Here is an 18,117-nt window from a genome sequence, read left to right as displayed (position 1 = left end):
GCCGCGCCTCCTGCGTGAGCGACGGAACCCCCGCGACCCGGAAGGGTGGCGGGGGTTCCGTCGTGGAGGGGCGGTGGCTCAGCGGCGCAGCTTGAGCCAGACGACGCCGAGCGGCGGCAACTGGACGTCGGCCGCGGCGGGGCGTCCGGCCCAGGGGTCGTCGGTCGCGGTGACGCCGCCGAAGTTGCCGACACCCGAACCGCCGTAGATCTCGGCGTCGGTGTTCAGGATCTCGTCCCACCGGCCGGCCTCGGGCAGGCCGAAGCGCATGTGCACCGGTTCACCCGAGAAGTTCGCCAGGACGGCGACCGAGTCGCCCGAGCCGGACTTGCGGAGGAACGCGACGACGCTGTGCTGGGCGGCGCCGCCGTCGATCCACTCGAAGCCGTCGGTGTCGAAGTCGTGCGCCCAGAGCGCCGGCTCGTCGCGGTACACCTCGTTGAGGCGCGACACGAGTCCGTGGAGCCCCTGGTGCACGGGCTGGTCGAGGATCCACCAGTCGAGCCCTCGTTCTTCGCTCCACTCGCCGGGCTGGCCGAACTCGCTGCCCATGAAGAGCAGCTGTTTGCCGGGGTGGCCCCACATGTACGCGAGGTAGGCACGCAGGTTCGCGAGCTTCTGCCATTGGTCGCCCGGCATCTTGTTGAGCAGCGACCCCTTGCCGTGCACGACCTCGTCGTGGCTGATCGGCAGCATGAAGTTCTCGCTGAACGCATAGACGAACGAGAAGGTGATCTCGCCGTGGTGGTGCGAACGGTAGAGCGGGTCCTCGGCGACGTAGCCGAGGGTGTCGTGCATCCAGCCCATGTTCCACTTGAGGCCGAAGCCCAGGCCGCCCTCGCTGGTCGGGCGGGTCACGCCGGGCCAGCTCGTGCTCTCTTCGGCGATCATGACGATGCCGGGGTGGCGCTTGTAGGCCGTGGCGTTGGCCTCTTGCAGGAAGCTGATGGCCTCGAGGTTCTCGCGTCCGCCGAACTCGTTCGGCAACCACTCGCCCTCGTTGCGGCTGTAGTCGAGGTAGAGCATCGAGGCCACGGCGTCGACGCGCAGCCCGTCGATGTGGAACTCCTCGAGCCAGTAGAGCGCGTTCGAGACGAGGAAGTTGCGCACCTGCGAGTCGCCGAAGTTGAAGACCAGCGTGCCCCAGTCGGGCTGTTCGCCGCGGCGGGGGTCGGAGTGCTCGTAGACGGCGCGGCCGTCGAACTTCGCGAGGGCCCACTCGTCCTTCGGGAAGTGCCCGGGCACCCAGTCCATGATGACGCCGATGCCGGCCTGGTGGAGGCGGTCGATCAGGTAGCGCAGGTCGTCGGGGCTGCCGAAGCGGCTGGTGACGGCGTAGTAGCCGGTGACCTGGTAGCCCCACGAGCCGCCGAAGGGGTGCTCGGCGAGCGGCATGAACTCGACGTGGGTGAAGCCGAGCTCGCCGACGTACTCGATCAGCTGGTCGGCCAGTTCGCGGTAGTTCAGCCCCGGTCGCCACGAGCCGACGTGCAGCTCGTAGACGCTCATCGGGCCGGCGTGGACGTCGTTCTCGGCGCGGGAGGCCATCCAGGCGTCGTCGGACCAGGCGTGGGCGGCCTTGGTGACCACCGAGCCGGTGAGCGGCGGCACCTCCGAGGTGCGAGCCATCGGGTCGGCGCGCTCGACCCAGACGTCGTCGGGTGTGAGCACCTCGTACTTGTAGATGCCGTCCTTGACGCCGGGCACGAAGAGCTCCCAGACGCCGTTGCCGTCGAGGCGGCGCATCGCGTGCCGCTCACCGTTCCAGCCGTTGAGGTCGCCCTTCACGCGGACGGCACGGGCGTGGGGCGCCCAGACGGCGAACGAGGTGCCGGTGACGCCCTCGTGCTCGCGCACGTGGCTGCCGAGCATCTTCCAGAGCTGCTCGTGGCGGCCCTCGCCGAAGAGGTACAGGTCGAACTCGGTGACGGTGGGGGCGAAACGGTAGGGGTCGTCGGAGACCCACGCCGCGCCTCCGTCGTAGGTCGCCTCGATCGTGTACGCGCCGATCGGCTCGCTCGTGACGCCCTGCCAGAGGCCGTGGGCCACGTGCTCGAGCGCGAAAGACGACCCGGAGGCGCCGGTCACGGTGACCGTCTCGGCGAGCGGTCGGACGACGCGGACGGCGGTACGGCCGCCGCGGGGGTGCGCGCCGAGGACGGCGTGCGGGTGGCCGTGCGTGCCGGTGGCGGCGGAGAAGACCTCGTCGTCGCCGAGGGAGAACAGGCCGTCGGCGTCGCTCGCCACGGCGGGGTCGACCCGGGTGTCGGTGCCCTGGTCGGGGCCGGCGTCGGGGCCGGTCGGGGGAGTGGTGGTCATCGGGGGCGCTCCTACGGGGCTCGGTTGAGGTCGACGGAGAGCACGTGCACCGGTTCGACGAAGGCGTCCAGTCGGACGTAGTTGTCGTCGCCCCAGGTCCACGACTGACCGGTGATGAGGTCGCGCACGGTGTAGGTGCCACCGGGCTGCAGCCCGAACTTCGTGACGTCGAGGTGGACGGTCGTCTCGCGCGCGGAGTGCGGGTCGACGTTGGCGACGACGATGATGCCGTCGGCACGTCCGCTGCGGGTGTGCGCACGGGACAGGTACTTCGAGAAGACGAGGATCGACTCGTCGTCGCTCGAGTGGATCTCGAGGTTGCGCAGCTGACGCAGGGCCGGGTGGGAGGCGCGGATGCGGTTGAGCTGCGTCAGGTACGGCGCCAGCGACGCCCCGGCCTCTTCGGCGGCGGCCCAGTCGCGGGGCTTGTACTCGTACTTCTCGTTGTCGATGTTCTCTTCGCTGCCCGGTCGCGCCACGTCCTCGAAGAGCTCGTAGCCCGAGTAGACGCCCCAGGTCGGCGAGGCCGTCGCGGCGATCGCGGCACGGATCTTGTACGCCGCGGGCCCACCGAACTGCAGGTAGGGCGTGAGGATGTCGTGCGTGTTGACGAAGAGATTCGGGCGCAGCCAGGCACTCGTCTCCTTCGACAGCTCGTCGAGGTACTCCTCGAGTTCCCATTTCTCGTTGCGCCAGGTGAAGTACGTGTACGACTGGTGGAACCCCACCTGCGCGAGCGCCTGCATCATGGCCGGCTTCGTGAAGGCCTCCGAGAGGAAGACCACCTCGGGGTTCGTCTGCCGGATCTCGTGCAGCAGCCACTCCCAGAAGCGCACCGGCTTCGTGTGCGGGTTGTCGACGCGGAAGATGGTGACACCGAGCTCGATCCAGTGCCGCACGATGCGCAGCACCTCGCGGCTCACGCCCTCGTAGTCGTTGTCGAAGTTGAGGGGGTAGATGTCCTGGTACTTCTTGGGCGGGTTCTCGGCGTAGGCGATCGTGCCGTCGGGCAGGGTCGTGAACCACTCGGGGTGCTCGGTGACCCAGGGGTGGTCGGGCGAGCACTGCAGCGCCAGGTCGAGGGCGAGCTCGAGGCCGGCGTTCTTCGCGGCGTCGACGAACCAACGGAAGTCCGCGACGGTGCCGAGGTCGGGGTGCACCGCGTCGTGGCCGCCGTCGGCCGAGCCGATGGCGTAGGGCGAGCCCGGGTCGGCCGGACCGGCGGTCAGCGAGTTGTTCGGCCCCTTGCGGAACGTCGTCCCGATCGGGTGCACGGGCGGGATGTACACGACGTCGAAGCCCATGCGGGCGATCGACGGAAGGCGGCGGGCCGCGGTGCGGAACGTGCCGCTCTTCCACGTGCCGTCGGCCTGCTTGCGGGCGCCCTCGCTGCGGGGGAAGAACTCGTACCAGCTGCCGAGGCCGGCGCGGCTCCGCTCGACCCGGAGTGCCTCGGGGGCGCTGCGCGTGACGAGGCTCGCGAGCGGCTTCACCAGGAGGACCGCGGCGAGGCGCGGGTCGGTGGCGACACGGAGGCGCGAGGCAGGGGAGAGGGCGGGGTTCGCGAGCGCCTTGGCCGCGTCGCGGATGAGGGTCGTGTCGGGGTACTCGTCGACGGCGTCCGCCAGCAGCCGACTGCCGAGGGCGAAGGTGACCTCGACGTCGAGCCCGGCCGGCACCTTGATCTCGGCCGCGTGCAGCCACGTGGCCCAGTCGTCGGTGTAGGCCTCGACCTGCCAGGCCCAGTCGCCCTCGGTCTCGAGCTGCACCTGGGCCGTCCACCGGTCGGTGCCGGGGATGCCGGCGGCCATGCGGTGCCGGGTCTCGGCGCCCTCGGGGTCGATCGTGACGAGGTCGGCCCCGATCAGGTCGTGGCCCTCGCGGAAGACGGTCGCCCCGAAGGTGACCACCTCGCCGGAGAAGGCCTTCGTCGGGAACACTCGGTCGGGTGTCGTCGGGGTGAGGCCCGTGATGGGGATCCGCCCGACTCTGGGTTCGTATGCTGTCGCCACGCTGTCGACCGTACCCGGTCTGGCCCACCCGGTCCCGACCCGGACGCGACCCGGGCCCCGGGAGGGGCGCCGGGGGCGGATCGGGGGGCAGATCAGGCATTTCGGGGTACAAACCGGTGTCCACCCTGTCACCGACAGACGTCACGGTCCGTTTTGTCCCCCCAACTGGGTGCATGCATCGGCATGGATGGCCTGTCGGCACTTTGGAGGACCGCGTAATGTCGAACCTGTCGTCGCGGCCTGCCCGCCCGAAGAACCCGAACTCCTCGAGAGCCCGGCGCCCGACGACATCGATCGGCCGCCCGACCCGGAGCCGACAGCCCCCGCAGCGCCGTGTGCCACCCCGACGTCGACCCGACCGACGGTGCACGGCGGTGCTCGAGCGCGCCTCGGTGCGCGGAACAGGACCCACATGAACAAGCTCGTCAAGGGTGCCGTCGCCGGTGCCGCCGGCATCGCCCTCCTCCTCGGTGGTGCCGGGACCTTCGCCCTCTGGAACGCCAGCACCGAGGTCAACGCCGCCAGCGTCGCCTCGGGCACCCTCTCGCTCGCCCAGTCGTCGGCGGGCAGCTGGACCGACGTCACGAACGGCCGGAGCACGGCCCTGACGACCGCCCAGGTCGCCGCCTACAAGATCGTCCCCGGCAGCAAGCTGCAGTTCACGCAGCCGATCACGATCGCCGCCTCGGGCAACGACCTGCGGGCCGACCTCACCTACGACGCGGCCTCGGTCACCGGCAGCCTCAAGCCGTACGTGACGAACACGCTGACCCTCTCGACCGCCGCCGGCGCCACGACCCTGCCGTCCGGCGTCACCGCGGGCAGCACGGCCGGCAGCTACGTCGTCGCCCCCGTGTCCGCCGGCAGCACCTCGGCCGTCGTGACCTTCGTCGTCGAGCTGCCCTCGACGGTGTCCGACGCCGCCAGCCAGGGCGGCACGCTCGACCTGAGCAAGCTGACCTTCACGCTCAAGCAGCGCGCCATCGCCTAGCGGGTGCCGGTGGCCCGACGGCCATCGCACCCCGACTCACCGACCGGTGACCGGACCGCACCCGACGCGGTCCGGTCGCCACCTCCCGTCCGACCCGCCGACCAGGGGCTCACGGGCCACCGCATCGCACGACCGACCACCAGGGGGTGAGACGTTGACCGGACAGCCCGGCGGACGCGCGCGTCACCGCTCGCCCGAGCGCGCCTCCTCGTCTCGTCGTCCGCTGCGTTCGCTGTGGGCGGCGACGGCGGTCGTGGCCGGGGCGGTCGCCGTCGGACTCGTCGCGACCGGCGGGACGTACGCGCTGTGGAACTCCGCGGTCGCCCCCACGGCCGTCACGGTCGCGTCGGGCACGGCGGGCCTCTCGGTCGGCAGCGTCAAGGCACTCGACACGTCCGCCCTCGGCCCCGGCGGCGCCACCGCGGGCACCTTCAGCGCGACGAACACGGGGTCGGTCGCCCTGGCCATGCGGGTCACGGCCGGGACCACCACGGCGTCGGCGTCCGCCCTGCCCGGGGAGCTCACCGTGAAGCTCGCCGCCGTCACGAAGTCCGCGGACTGCGTCGCGGGCGTCGGCGGGTACTCGGCGCGGCCCTCGGCTTTCGACACCGGCAGCGGCTACTTCACGCTGCCGGCCGGCGCCACCGCGACCGGGTGCGTCGTCGTCACCCTCGACTCGGACGTCCCGGCGACCCTGCAGAACCAGACCTCGTCGATCGGGCTCGTCCTGACCGGGACGCAGGTGGCCCCGTGACCGGGCGCCGCGTCGTGAGCGGGCCGCGGCCCGCGATCGGCCCACGGCCCCGGTCCGCTCCGCGATCGGCCCTGGCCGCCGTCGTCGTCGGCGTGATCGTCGGCGTCGCGCTGGCCTCCGGAGGGGCGGCCTCGGCGCTCTGGACGGTGTCCGCCACCCTCACCGAGAAGGTCGGGACCGGCGCCGTCGGGCTCACGGCCGGGACCGTCGACGGTCTGCAGGCCGACTACTCGGGGTCGACCCGGTCGCTCACGGCGCCGTGGACCTTCACGAACTCGGGCACGGTCGCGGCGACGTACTCGACGCGCGGCAGCCTGAGCTCGGGCAGCTCGGCGGACCTCGCCGCGTCGATCGCCGTCGTCGGCTGGCCGGTGTCCGCCGCGTCCGCCTGCACGTCGACGGCGGCCGTCGGCTCGGGGAGCGTCAGCGGCACCTGGTCGGCCGTTCCGAACCTGTCCGGCAGCCTCGCCGCCAAGGCCAGTGCGACCTGGTGCCTCCGCACCTCGATCGCGACCTCGTCGCCCACCGGACGCGTCAACCCGGTCCTCACCGTGTCGCTGGCCGCCGGTTCGTGGACCGCGACCCCGCAGGACCGCCGCATCGTGCAGAACAACACGATCGTCCCCGCGCAGACCGCGGTCTGTCGCACCGACGGCGAGGCCTACGCGTGGCTCGACTTCGACCCGTCGACCCGCGCGACCGCGACCCGCTACGCGACCTACGTCGGCAGCACCCGGATCTCGAACAACGAGCAGACCGGCGACTACCCGCACTTCGCCTTCACCCGCGACAACCTGCCGAAGGACCCCTTCGGCGACGGCCTGATCGGCGTCGACATCCGCGTGATGGTCGACGGCCAGCCGACCGACCTCATGGCCGTCGGCACCCTCAAGGTCGTCTACGACCAGTACGGGACGAGGAACATCCAGTGCGGGTGACCGGCGGCCGGGTGGTCGCGGTCGTCGTCGCCGTCACGGCGCTCGTCGCCTCCGCCGGCGTCCTGTCGGCCCCGGCTCCCGCCACGGCCGCCACCGCGCCCCGCCTGATGGTCAGCGGCGACGGCGAGCACTGGCAGGGCCGCCTCGACGCGGCGCTGTTCGGCGACGACCTGCGGCTCGTCCCCGGGGCGAGCACGACGGGCACCTTCTGGGTGAAGAACCTCTCGAGCGAGCCGGCCGCGCTCAGTGCCCGCCTCGTCGACGTCACGACCTCGTCGCCCGCGTTCGCCGAGGCGGTCACGGTCAGCTCGCACTCCGACCTCGACGTCGGCGACCTGCCGCCCGTCACCCTGGCCGGTGACGGCTGCACCCCCGTGCTCGCGCCCGTCCGGCTCGCCGCGGGGCAGGAGGTGCCGGTCACCGTCTCGGTCGCCCTCGACGGTTACGCTTCCGACGGCACCGGCGACCAGACCCTCGACTTCGGCGTGCTCGTCACGCTCACCGGCCTGGCCGGGGCGGCCGTGCCGACGGGGTGCGCATCAGCCGGGACCGCCGGCGCGGCGGACGCGGGCGCGAATGCGGGCACGGGCGCAGGAGGCGCGGGGGGCGACCGTGTCTCGAGCGCGACGATCGAGGCGGTGACGACCCGCGCCTCCTCAGCTGGTGAGGCCCGCGGGGCGGTGTCCTCCGCGGGCGACGACGCGTCGGACGGGACCACCGACGTGTCGGGCACGGACACCGAGCTCCCCGTCCACGCCCTCGACGTGCTCGACGACTTCGTGCCCGTGCCGTTGCGCGGCAGCTGGCTGCCGCTGCTCATCGCGGCGATCGCCGTGCTGGCGGGCGCGTTCGTGGCGGTCGGTCGCCGCCGCCCGGACGACGACGAGACCGCGGGGGAGCAGCCGTGAGCGGCCGCCGCGCCGCCGTGCGGGAGAAGGGCCTGCTGCACGCGCTCGGCCTCGGCCTCAGTGCGGGGCTGTTCGTCCTCGTGCTCGGGCTCGCGACGGTGCTGATCGTCGTGCCGAAGGTCGCGGGGGCCACCCCGCTGACGGTGCTGACCAGCTCGATGGAGCCGCGGCTGCCCCCGGGCACCCTCATCGTGGTGAAGCCGACCCCGGCCGACGAGATCCGGATCGGCGACGTCGTGACCTACCAGATCGAGAGCGGCCGGCCCGAGGTGATCAGCCACCGGGTGATCGAGATCGTGTCGTCGTCGGACGGCGGCACCGCGTTCGTGACCAAGGGCGACAACAACTCCGAGCCCGACGAGGCCGCCGTGCTGCCCGAGCAGGTGCGCGGCACGCTCTGGTACTCGGTGCCGTGGCTCGGGTTCGTCAACCAGGTCGTGAACGGCGACGCCCGGTCGTGGATCGTGCCGCTGCTGGCGATCGCGTTGCTCGGTTACGCGGGCTACTCCCTGGCCACCGGCCTGGTGGAGGCGCAGCGTCGGCGGGCGCGGACGCGGAAGGCCCGCCCGGCCCCGCGCTGAGCGAGGGGCCGGACGGGCCTCGGGCGGTGCTCCTACTTCGTGAAGCCGACGACCGTCCAGTCCACGTCGCTCGCACCGGCGCGGGCGCCGAAGTTCGCGAGCTTCGGGCTCTGGAACGAGATGTACGGCGCCTGGATGATCGGCATCGAGTGTCCGATCTCCCAGATCTTCTCGTCGGCCTGGTTGTACAGGTCGGCGGCCTTGTCGGGGTCGCCCTCGGCGACGGCCTGGCTGAGCAGGTCGTCGATCTCGGGGCTCGAGACACGGCCGTAGTTCTGGCCCTGCTCGTCCGAGTTGTAGATGCTGACGCCGGACGCCTGGTAGCCGGTGCCGGCCCAGACGAAGATCGTCATGTCGTAGTTGCCCGGCGTGACGTTGTCCTCGAAGAAGGAGTCCACGCTGACGGCGTTGATCGTCAGCTTGATGCCGACCGCGGCGAGCTGGCTCTGCATGACCTCGGACAGCTGCTGCGAGATGGGCGTGCCCGACGGGATCGTCACGGCGATCTCGAGCTGCTTCCCGTCCTTCTCGAGCACGTCGCCGTTCAGCTCCCACCCGTCGTCGGCCAGGATCTTCTTCGCCTCGTCGACGTCGTAGTTCCCGGTCTCCTTCGCGTTGTCCTGGTAGGCGCCGTCCGTGCTGAGGAAGAGGTGGTTGTTGAGCGTGGTCAGCTCGTAGGGCAGGGTGCCCGTGATGACCTTGCCGAGCGCGTCGCGGTCGACCGCGTGCTGGATCGCCTGACGGATCTTCTCGTCGGCGAGGACGCCCTTGGTGCTGAAGTCGACGTGCGTGTACCGAGCCGACGGTGCCGCGCGGATGTCGGTGTCCTTCGCGTCCTTGAGGCGGTCGTAGCGCTCCGACGAGTTTCCCGTGACGAAGTCGATCTCGCCGTTCAGGTAGGCGTCGACGTCGGCGTCGCTGTCGAGGGCGCGGAAGACCACGGAGTCCAGCTTCGGGGCGTCGCCCCACCAGGTCTCGTTGGGCACGATCGTCACGGTCTGGGCCGTCGTGTCGATCTTGTCGACCTTGTAGGGACCGCCCGAGACCGGGAGGGTGTCGACGTAGGCCGTGTTGAAGGCGTTCGGGTCGTTGTAGAGGCTCGCCGGGTAGAGCGGGGCGAACATGCTCTTCCAGTCCGAGAAGGGCTCGGCGTAGGTCACGACGACCTGCTTGTCGCTCGAGCCCGCCTCCACCGAGGCCATGCGGTCGGGGCCGAGCGTGCTGCCGACGAGGTACTCGGGGTTCGAGCCGTCGAGTGCGGTCTTCCAGGCCTGGAAGTCGGCGACCGTGATCGGGGTGCCGTCGCTCCACACCGCGTCGGGGTTGATGTCGTAGGTCACGACGAGCGGGTCCTCGCTGGTGGCCTCGGCGCTCGTGACGAGGTTCTCGTCGATCTGCGCGACGCCCTTCTCGTCGATGCGGAACGGTTGGGGCAGCACGGCGCTCTCGATCAGCGAGGCGTCGGCCAGGGCGCCGTCGAGCTGGCCGTAGTTCCACTGCGAGGGCAGCTGGCTGAGGGGCAGGGTCAGCGTGCCGCCCTGCTCGACGTCGGCTGCCGCGGTGGCGTTGATGTCGCCGTCGGGGGACAACTCGCCGTTCTTCGCGGCTCCGTCGCCGTCGTCGCCGCCGCCTCCGCTGCACGCCGTGACGACGAGGGCGATGCTGACGAGGCCGGCTGCGAGGCCGAGCTTCTTCGTGATCTTCATGGCACTCCGAACTGAAGGGTGGTGAAAAGTGCTGATCAACCCAGGAGTCACGTCGCTGTCGACCCATGAGGGTACGGATGGCGACGCCTCCTGAGAGCTGACCGCGTGAGCCCAAATGTACGGACGCCTTGAATCCACGCAAACTTTCATGTGAATTTGTTACACGCTCGAAACCTGGCCAGCTGGTCGCGGCTCGGGGTACGTCTAGTGTCGATCTCCATGGCCCGATTCCTCGCCCGCCGGCTGGTGTACTACGTCGCCCTGGTCTTCATCGCGACGTCGCTCACCTATTTCCTCGCCTCGGCGACCCTCAACCCGCGTTCCGTCTACGCCGACCGCAACCCGCGTCCGTCCTCCGAGATCGTCGACGCGAAGCTCACCTCGATCGGGGTCAACGACAAGGACCCCCTCGGCGAGCGGTACGTCCACTGGCTCGGCGGAGCGGTCACCGGCGACCTCGGGCAGACCATCCAGGACAAGCCGGTCGCGGCGGAATTCGGGCCGAGGCTGGGGGTCAGCCTGCGCCTCCTGCTGGTGGGGTCGATCCTCGGCATCGTGCTGGCCGTCGTGGTCGGCACCTGGAACGCCATCCGGCAGTACCGGTTCTCGGACCGGGTGTCGTCGGTGCTGTCGTTCGTCCTGATCTCGACGCCGGTGTTCCTCACCGCGGTGCTGCTCAAGATCGGGGCGACGAAGCTCAACGACGTCCTGGGCTACCAGCTGATCACCTTCACCGGCGAGGCGACCCCCAACCTGACCGGCGGGTTCGGCACGATCGCGTGGGACCGCATCGCCCACCTGCTGCTGCCCACCATCTCGATCGGCATCGGGCTCATCGCCGTCTACAGCCGGTACCAGCGGGCGACGATGCTCGACGTGCTGCAGGCCGACTACATCCGCACCGCTCGAGCCAAGGGGCTGCGGCGTCGTCCGGCGATCTTCAAGCACGGTCTGCGCACGGCGTTGATCCCGATGACGACGCTGTTCGCCTTCGCGTTCCTCGGCGTGCTGACCGGGGCCACCTTCACCGAGAAGATCTTCGCCTGGAACGGCCTCGGTGCCTGGTTCATCGACGCCGTGCAGGCCAACGACGTCAACGTGGTCGTCACGTACACCCTCTACAGCGCCGTCGTCGTGCTGCTCGCCGGCTTCGTGTCGGACGTGCTCAACGCGGTGCTCGACCCGCGCGTCCGCGCGCAGAAGTAGGGCCGCCTCATGACCCGGTTCACACCCGACCTGCTCGAAGGGCCGTCCGACGCGGTCGCGCCCGAGTCGCGAGAAGAGGTCGCGGCGACGTCGCCGAACCGCTTCGCGCTGACCTTCCGGCGCCTCTTCGCCAACCGCGGGGCCACCGTCGGCCTCGTGACGATCGTCCTGCTCTTCGCCTTCGCCTTCGTCGGCCCGCTCGTCTCGCCGTACGCCTACAACTACATCGACTACACGGCCCTGTCGTCGCCACCGAGCGGCGCGCACTGGTTCGGCACGAACAACATCGGGCAGGACGTCTTCGCCCAGACCGCCCGTGGCCTGCAGAAGTCGCTGCTGATCGGTCTGCTGGTCGCCCTGTTCTCGACGGTGATCGCCGGCATGCTCGGCGCGATGGCGGGCTACTTCGGCGGCTGGATCGACCGGGCCGTCATGGTCTTCGTCGACCTGCTGCTCGTGCTGCCGTCGTTCCTGATCATCGCGATCCTCTCGCCGCGCCTCAAGCAGTACGGCTGGTTGATCCTCGTGGCCCTGCTCGCCCTGTTCGGCTGGATGATCACGGCCCGCGTGGTGCGCTCGCTCACCCTCAGCATCAAAGAGAGGGAGTTCATCCGCGCCGCCCGCTACATGGGCATCGGCCACTTCACGATCATCGTGCGGCACATCCTGCCGAACGTCGCGTCGTTCCTCGTGATCGACGCCACCATCGCGATCGGCGCAGCGGTGCTCACCGAGTCGGGGCTGTCCTACTTCGGCTTCGGCGTGCAACCGCCCGACGTGTCGCTCGGCACGCTGATCGCCCAGAACCAGAGCGCGGCGACCACCAAGCCGTGGTTGTTCTTCTTCGCGGCCGGCGCACTGATCGTGTTCGCCCTCGCGAGCAACCTGCTCGGGGACGGCCTGCGCGACGCACTCGACCCGACCTCGACCGCCGGGCGCACCGGCCGTCGCCGTCGCACCCGCGGTCGGACGGCCGAGAGCGCAGGAGGCGCGGCGCCCCTCGGACGCACCGGCGGCGTCTCCGAGGCCGCGAGCCCCGCCCCCGGGGCCGACGTCGGCTCCCCGGCACCGACCCGCACGTCCCCGGCGTCCGACCGGCAGCCGACGTCCGCCCCGACCCGCACGAACGACGAGAAGGGGGAGCGCGCATGACGCTCACCGAACCGGTCGACCGCACCCGCGCCTCCTCGGCTCCGGTGCTCGAGGTGCACGACCTCACCGTGACCTTCCCGACCCCGGACGGCGACGTGCGTGCCGTGCGGGGCGTCGACCTGACGCTGCGCCGCGGCGAGGTGCTCGGCATCGTCGGCGAGTCGGGCTCGGGCAAGTCGGTCACGAGTCTCGCCGTGCTCGGTCTGCTGCCCGCGACGGCCAAGGTGACGGGCTCGATCACCCTCGACGGCGAGGAGCTGCTCGGTCGCGGCGACAAGGCGATGTCGGCGATCCGCGGCAAACGGATCGCCATGGTCTTCCAGGACCCGCTGTCGGCGTTCACGCCGGTCTACACGGTCGGTCAGCAGATCGCCGAGACCGTGCTGATCCACCGCGGCGGCACGAAGAAGCAGGCGCGCGAGCGGGCGATCGAGCTGCTGGGGCTCGTGGGCATCCCCGAGCCCGGGCGTCGCGTCGACTCGTTCCCGCACGAGTTCTCGGGCGGCATGCGGCAGCGCGCGATGATCGCCATGGCGATCGCCAACGACCCCGACGTGATCCTCGCCGACGAGCCGACCACGGCCCTCGACGTGACGATCCAGGCGCAGGTCATCTCGGTGCTGCGCACGGCGCAGCGCGAGACCGGGGCCGCCCTGCTGTTCGTCAGCCACGACCTGGGCGTCATCGCGGGCTTCGCCGACCGGATCGCCGTGATGTACGCCGGCCGCGTCGTCGAGACGGCGACGGCCGTTGACCTCTTCGCCCACCCGCGCATGCCCTACACGGTCGGACTGATCGGGGCGCTGCCGCGGCTCGACCAGCGGTCGGACCAGCCGCTCGTGCCGATCCCCGGGACGCCGCCGTCGCTGCTGTCACTGGCCCCGGGCTGCCCGTTCGCGGCGCGCTGCCCGCTCGTGACGGCCGAGTGCCGCGTCGACGAGCCCGCGCTCGAGCAGGCCCCGGCGGTCGAGGCCGGCCACCGGGCCGCCTGCCTGCGCGCGGACCAGCTCGTGGGCGAGGGCACCGACCCCGAGGACGTCTACGACCTGCCTCCCGCTCCCACCTCCGAGCTGGCGTCCGTACCGCGGACGTCGCGGGACCGCGTGCTGCACGTCGACGGACTGGTCAAGACGTTCCCGCTGACGAAGGGGTCCGTGTTCAAGCGCCGGGTCGGCAGCGTGTGGGCGGTCGACGGGGTCGACCTCGACGTGCGCGAGGGCGAGACGCTCGGGCTCGTGGGCGAGTCCGGCTCGGGCAAGAGCACGACGCTGCACGAGATCATGGACCTCCGGGTGCCCGAGGCCGGCACCATCGAACTGCTCGGCACGGCCCTCGACCGCAAGCTCGACGGGTCCACGGTGAAGCGGCTACGCGGCGCGGTCTCGATGGTCTTCCAGGACCCGATGGCGAGCCTCGACCCCCGGCAGCCGGTCAGCGACATCATCGCCGAGCCGCTGCACGCGATCGGTCGACCCCGCGACGAGGTGTCGCGTCGGGTGCCCGAGCTCATGCGTCTCGTGGGGCTCGAGCCCGCCGCGGCGACGCGCTACCCGCACGAGTTCTCGGGCGGACAGCGGCAACGCATCTCGATCGCGCGGGCGCTGGCCGCCGATCCGAAGCTGATCGTGCTCGACGAGCCGGTGTCGGCGCTCGACGTCTCGATCCAGGCCGGCGTGCTCAACCTGCTGGCCGAGCTCAAGGCGACGCTCGACCTGTCGTACCTCTTCGTGTCGCACGACCTCTCGGTGATCCGGCACGTGGCCGACCGGGTCACGGTGATGTACCTCGGCCGGACCGTCGAGACGGGCCCGGTCGACGAGGTGTTCGAGCACCCCCTGCACCCGTACACGCAGGCGCTGCTGTCGGCCGTGCCCGTGCCCGACCCGGTCAAGGAGCGGGCACGCGAGCACATCGTGCTGCCGGGCGACCCGCCGACGCCGACCGTCAAGCAGACCGGCTGCCGGTTCCGCAGCCGCTGCCCGCTCTACGCGATGCTGCCCGAGGCCCAGCGGTCGCGTTGCGAGGACGAGGTGCCCACGATGCTGCCGCACGGTCGCGACGGCGCCGACCACACCGCCGCGTGCCACTTCGCCCGCGAGAAGCAGCTCGTCTGAGGCTGCACTGCCGTGAGACCCCAGGATCTCGCCGAGACCCCAGCGCGCGCACGGGGGTCTCGGCGGGTTTCTGGGGTCTGAGCTCGCGGGGCGTCTGAGCTCGCGGGGCGTCAACGCAGCAGCGCGAGAGCGAGGACGACCGCGGACACGTTCGTGGCCACTGTGGCCCAGAATGCGAACTGGAACGAGCGCTTGCTCGTCTTGTGGCGCAGCAGCTGTTGCGCGACGAGGGCCCCGGGCCAGCCGCCGAGCAGGCCGAGCAGCAGCAGCGTCCGCTCGGGCACGCGGCGCCGTCCTCGCCGGGCCGCGGATTTGTCGAGTGCGTAGACGAGGGCCGTCAGCACGGTGACGCCGACGAGTCCGCCGATCAGCCAGGGGGCGAGGCCGCCGAGCGGGGGCGACGTCGAGTCTCGGGTCAGGGCCCAGACGGCTGCGGCGACCCCGAGCACGACGACCAACCCGACGACGAGGGCGACCCTGCCGGCCCGCGTGGGGCGGGGTGCCCGGGCCCGTGGTGCGGACCAGCGCGTGCCGACGGACGACACCCGCACGGCCGCCGGGCCCCGGTCACCGTGGCGGTCGACCTCGTACGAGAACGCGTCGCCCACCCGGGGCCGGGCCGTGCCGCGACCGAAGGCCGTGATGTGGACGAACGCGCGACCCCGCCCCGAGACCGGGGTGAGGAACCCGAACCCGCGCTCGTCGTCCCACGAGGTGAGCGTGCCCTCGATCCGGGCCGGGCTGCCGGTCATGCGCCCGACCCTAGCCCGCGCCGCCCGTGCCGCACTCGGCCATCCCGCCACGAGGTCGACATCCCGCCACGTTCCCGCGTGGCGGATCGTCCACTTCGTGGCGGCGTGGCCGCAGATCCGAGGAGGCGCGGCGCGGGTCAGTCGCGACGGATCGCCGCGTAGGTGCCGCCGGTGGCGCGCACCAGGTCGTCGGGGGCGATCTCGATGTCGAACCCGCGCCTCCCGCCGCTGACGAAGACCGAGGAGAAGGAGGCGGCGCTCGCGTCGACCACGGTCGTCGCGGCGGTCCTCTGACCGAGCGGGCTGATGCCGCCGACGACGTAGCCCGTGCGACGCTCGACCAGGGCGGGGTCGGCCAGCGAGGCCTTCTTCGCCCCGACGGCGGCGGCGAGCGCCTTGAGGTCGAGGCGACCCGAGACGGGGACGACGCCCACCACGAGGGTGCCGTCGGCGTCGACCACGAGGGTCTTGAAGACGCGCTCTTCCGACAGGCCGAGCTGGGCGGCGGCCTCCTCGCCGAAGTTCGTCGCCGTGTCGTGGTGCTCGTACGTGTGGGCCGTGAACGGGATGCCGGCCGTGGTGAGCGCGACGGTGGCCGGCGTGGCGGGGCCGCGCGCGCCTCCTGCGTGCTTCGTGCTCACGGTGCGGCCTCGACCGTCGTGGCGCGGAACACCACCACGGTCGGCCCCGAGACGAGCAGGTCGTCACCGGGAGCCGATGCCTGCGGCAGGCTGCGGTCGTCGCTCGACCACAACGCCTCGTAGGCCGTCACCCCGTCGTGCCGGGGGAGCGTCACGGGGACGGCGGTCTCGGCCCCGTGGACCACGACGAGCACGGTGTTGGGCGCCTCGTGCTCGGGCGTCGAGGCCGCGAGGTACTGCAGGGTGCGGACGCCGGGGTCGTTCCACTCGTCGGGACGCATCTCGTCGCCCGAGGCCGAGTGCCACGACATCTCGTCGGCACCGATCGTGCGGGCGCCGTCGAGGCCGAACCGCGACGGGCGCAGGGCGGGGTTCTCGGCCCGCAGCCGGGCCAGTGTGGCGACGTCGTCGTGCAGGACCCGGTGCCAGGGCTCGTCGGACCAGTCGACCCAGGTGAGCTCGCTGTCGGTGCAGTACGCGTTGTTGTTGCCGTGCTGGGTGCGACCGCGTTCGTCGCCGGCGGTCAGCATCGGGATGCCGGCCGAGACGAAGAGCGTGGCGAGCAGGTTGCGCATCGACCGGCGGCGGGCGTCCGAGATCCACGGGTTGACGCTCTCGCCCTCGACCCCGTGGTTGAACGACCGGTTGTCGTCGGTGCCGTCGCGGTTGCCCTCGCCGTTGCTGAGGTTGTGCTTGCCGTCGTACGAGACGAGGTCGAGCAGGGTGAAGCCGTCGTGCGCCGTGACGAAGTTCACACCCGACAGCGGGCCGCGCTCGTGGGCGTAGATGTTGCTCGAGCCGCTGAGCTTGGAGGCCAGGCTGCCGAGCCCGGACGGGGGAGCGCCCTGCGAGCGGGCGGCGGCGATGTCGGTCAGCCAGAAGTCGCGGGCCCGGTTGCGGAACCGGTCGTTCCACTCGATCCAGCCGTCGGGGAAGGCGCCGGTCTGCCAGCCGCCCAGGCCGACGTCCCACGGTTCGGCGATCATCTTGACGCCTTCGAGCGCCGGATCGTCGACGATCGCGCTCAGCAGCGGGTGCTCGGGGTCGAAGACGTGGTCCGCCCCGCGACCGAGGGTGGCGGCGAGGTCGAAGCGGAACCCGTCGATCTGCACCTCGTCCGCCCAGTACCGCAGGGAGTCGAGCACGAGTCGCGAGGCGGCCGGCGTGCTCGTGTCGAGCGAGTTGCCGCACCCCGTGACGTCGACCGGCCGACCCTCGGCGTCGTGCCGGTAGTACGCCGACCCGTCGAGACCGCGCAGGCTCGTGACCGGGCCGCCGACCTCGCCCTCTTCGGCCGTGTGGTTGTAGACCACGTCGAGGTAGACCTCGATGCCGGCCTCGTGCAGCAGACGCACCATGCCCTTGAACTCGCGCAGGACCGCCGAGGCGCCGGCCAGCTGCGCGTCGCGGCTGGCGTAGGCGGCGTGCGGGGCGAAGTACCCGAGGGTGTTGTAGCCCCAGTAGTTCTCGATGCCCTGCGCGACGAGGCGCTGCTCGTCGACGTGCTGGTGCACCGGCAGCAGCTGCACCGCCGTCACGCCGAGGCCCGTCAGGTAGGCGATGGTCGATTCGGCGGCGAGGCCGGCGTAGCTGCCGCGCAGCTCTTCGGGCACGAAGGGGGCCAACCGGGTCAGACCGCGGACGTGCGCCTCGTAGACGACCACCCGGTCGAGCGGCGTGCGGGGCTTGGCCACCCCGCCCCAGTCGAACGACTCGTCGACGACGGTCGACTGCCACGTGCCGCGTCCGGTGCGACCGAGGCCGCGCGCATACGGGTCGAGCAGCTCGAGCGACGGGTCGAAGGCGTTGCCGCCCCCGGCCGGGCCGTCGGCGCGCAGCCAATAGCGACGGCCCGGGGTGAGGGCGCCGTCGGTGGCGCTCCACACGTCGTGCTCGTCGCGGACCATCGGCACGACGCGGTCGTGCGGGGCGTCGTCGATCACGAGGTCGACCCGGGACGCCGACGCCGACCAGACGCGCAGCGTCGGCCCGTCGGGGCCGGGACGGATGCCGAGATCGCGCAGGGGGTCGGGATCGGTCACG

The 18,117-nt window shown here is 71.5% G+C and carries 14 protein-coding genes; 8 read left to right on the top strand and 6 right to left on the bottom strand.

Going from position 1 to position 18,117, the window contains the following annotated elements:
- Positions 1 to 78: 78 nt before the first annotated feature.
- Together glgB and AC1MBW_RS00970 are read right to left on the bottom strand one after the other, a co-directional pair.
- Entirely contained in the window at positions 79 to 2,319 is a 2,241-nt protein-coding gene (glgB, locus tag AC1MBW_RS00975) for a 1,4-alpha-glucan branching protein GlgB (RefSeq protein ID WP_082383251.1), read from the bottom strand.
- Positions 2,320 to 2,330: 11 nt separating this feature from the next.
- Positions 2,331 to 4,331 (bottom strand): alpha-1,4-glucan--maltose-1-phosphate maltosyltransferase, encoded by a 2,001-nt coding sequence (locus AC1MBW_RS00970; RefSeq protein ID WP_082383250.1) that lies wholly within the window; start codon positions 4,329 to 4,331, stop codon positions 2,331 to 2,333.
- 412 nt (positions 4,332 to 4,743) lie between these two features.
- Here AC1MBW_RS00970 and AC1MBW_RS00965 point away from each other — a divergent pair, with 412 nt between their 5' ends.
- The 5 genes from AC1MBW_RS00965 to AC1MBW_RS00945 all read left to right on the top strand — a co-directional run bounded on the left by AC1MBW_RS00965 (position 4,744) and on the right by AC1MBW_RS00945 (position 8,503).
- Entirely contained in the window at positions 4,744 to 5,322 is a 579-nt protein-coding gene (locus tag AC1MBW_RS00965) for an alternate-type signal peptide domain-containing protein (RefSeq protein ID WP_054145598.1), read from the top strand.
- Between the two features lie 154 nt (positions 5,323 to 5,476).
- The gene (locus AC1MBW_RS00960; protein ID WP_480025163.1) at positions 5,477 to 6,076 is read left to right on the top strand and encodes a TasA family protein; all 600 of its coding nucleotides are present in this window, start codon (positions 5,477 to 5,479) and stop codon (positions 6,074 to 6,076) included.
- Positions 6,073 to 7,014, top strand: coding sequence for a hypothetical protein (locus tag AC1MBW_RS00955; protein WP_054145596.1), 942 nt, complete (start codon positions 6,073 to 6,075; stop codon positions 7,012 to 7,014). Before AC1MBW_RS00960 ends, AC1MBW_RS00955 begins: the two co-directional genes overlap by 4 nt.
- On the top strand, positions 7,011 to 7,922 hold the full coding sequence (locus tag AC1MBW_RS00950) for a hypothetical protein (RefSeq protein WP_480025162.1): 912 nt from the start codon (positions 7,011 to 7,013) through the stop codon (positions 7,920 to 7,922). The genes AC1MBW_RS00955 and AC1MBW_RS00950 overlap by 4 nt, the downstream gene beginning before the upstream one ends.
- The gene (locus tag AC1MBW_RS00945; RefSeq protein WP_480025161.1) at positions 7,919 to 8,503 is read left to right on the top strand and encodes a signal peptidase I; all 585 of its coding nucleotides are present in this window, start codon (positions 7,919 to 7,921) and stop codon (positions 8,501 to 8,503) included. Before AC1MBW_RS00950 ends, AC1MBW_RS00945 begins: the two co-directional genes overlap by 4 nt.
- A gap of 32 nt (positions 8,504 to 8,535) precedes the next feature.
- Here AC1MBW_RS00945 and AC1MBW_RS00940 read toward each other — a convergent pair whose 3' ends face one another.
- Positions 8,536 to 10,209, bottom strand: coding sequence for an ABC transporter family substrate-binding protein (locus tag AC1MBW_RS00940; RefSeq protein ID WP_480025160.1), 1,674 nt, complete (start codon positions 10,207 to 10,209; stop codon positions 8,536 to 8,538).
- Between the two features lie 219 nt (positions 10,210 to 10,428).
- Here AC1MBW_RS00940 and AC1MBW_RS00935 point away from each other — a divergent pair, with 219 nt between their 5' ends.
- From AC1MBW_RS00935 to AC1MBW_RS00925, 3 genes are read left to right on the top strand one after another with little or no spacing between them, the layout of a single operon-like run.
- Positions 10,429 to 11,415 carry an ABC transporter permease gene (locus AC1MBW_RS00935; protein WP_054145664.1) on the top strand — a complete coding sequence of 329 codons (987 nt, stop codon included), beginning with the start codon at positions 10,429 to 10,431 and terminating at the stop codon, positions 11,413 to 11,415.
- A gap of 9 nt (positions 11,416 to 11,424) precedes the next feature.
- Positions 11,425 to 12,567 (top strand): ABC transporter permease, encoded by a 1,143-nt coding sequence (locus AC1MBW_RS00930; RefSeq protein WP_480025159.1) that lies wholly within the window; start codon positions 11,425 to 11,427, stop codon positions 12,565 to 12,567.
- On the top strand, positions 12,564 to 14,681 hold the full coding sequence (locus AC1MBW_RS00925; RefSeq protein ID WP_480025158.1) for an ABC transporter ATP-binding protein: 2,118 nt from the start codon (positions 12,564 to 12,566) through the stop codon (positions 14,679 to 14,681). Before AC1MBW_RS00930 ends, AC1MBW_RS00925 begins: the two co-directional genes overlap by 4 nt.
- 110 nt (positions 14,682 to 14,791) lie before the next feature.
- Here the strand turns inward: AC1MBW_RS00925 and AC1MBW_RS00920 are convergent, their stop codons facing one another.
- From AC1MBW_RS00920 to glgX, 3 genes are all read right to left on the bottom strand, one after another.
- Complete coding sequence (locus AC1MBW_RS00920) at positions 14,792 to 15,433, bottom strand: DUF1294 domain-containing protein (protein WP_480025157.1); 642 nt, start codon at positions 15,431 to 15,433, stop codon at positions 14,792 to 14,794.
- A gap of 137 nt (positions 15,434 to 15,570) precedes the next feature.
- Positions 15,571 to 16,074: a Cys-tRNA(Pro) deacylase gene (ybaK, locus tag AC1MBW_RS00915; RefSeq protein ID WP_480025156.1), complete on the bottom strand. Its 504-nt coding sequence runs from the start codon at positions 16,072 to 16,074 to the stop codon at positions 15,571 to 15,573.
- Positions 16,071 to 18,116, bottom strand: coding sequence for a glycogen debranching protein GlgX (gene glgX / locus AC1MBW_RS00910; RefSeq protein WP_480025155.1), 2,046 nt, complete (start codon positions 18,114 to 18,116; stop codon positions 16,071 to 16,073). The genes ybaK and glgX overlap by 4 nt, the downstream gene beginning before the upstream one ends.
- Between the last annotated feature and the right edge of the window lies 1 nt (position 18,117).

It is taken from the genome of Frigoribacterium sp. AP1 (assembly GCF_056680555.1).
This window is presented reverse-complemented; position numbering and strand designations above follow the sequence as displayed.

Coding starts and splice junctions, on each gene's coding strand:
- glgB (WP_082383251.1), bottom strand. CDS start 2,319: ATGACCACCACTCCCCCGACCGGCCCCGACGCCGGCCCCGACCAGGGC.
- AC1MBW_RS00965 (WP_054145598.1), top strand. CDS start 4,744: ATGAACAAGCTCGTCAAGGGTGCCGTCGCCGGTGCCGCCGGCATCGCC.
- AC1MBW_RS00940 (WP_480025160.1), bottom strand. CDS start 10,209: ATGAAGATCACGAAGAAGCTCGGCCTCGCAGCCGGCCTCGTCAGCATC.
- AC1MBW_RS00935 (WP_054145664.1), top strand. CDS start 10,429: ATGGCCCGATTCCTCGCCCGCCGGCTGGTGTACTACGTCGCCCTGGTC.
- AC1MBW_RS00930 (WP_480025159.1), top strand. CDS start 11,425: ATGACCCGGTTCACACCCGACCTGCTCGAAGGGCCGTCCGACGCGGTC.
- AC1MBW_RS00925 (WP_480025158.1), top strand. CDS start 12,564: ATGACGCTCACCGAACCGGTCGACCGCACCCGCGCCTCCTCGGCTCCG.
- AC1MBW_RS00920 (WP_480025157.1), bottom strand. CDS start 15,433: ATGACCGGCAGCCCGGCCCGGATCGAGGGCACGCTCACCTCGTGGGAC.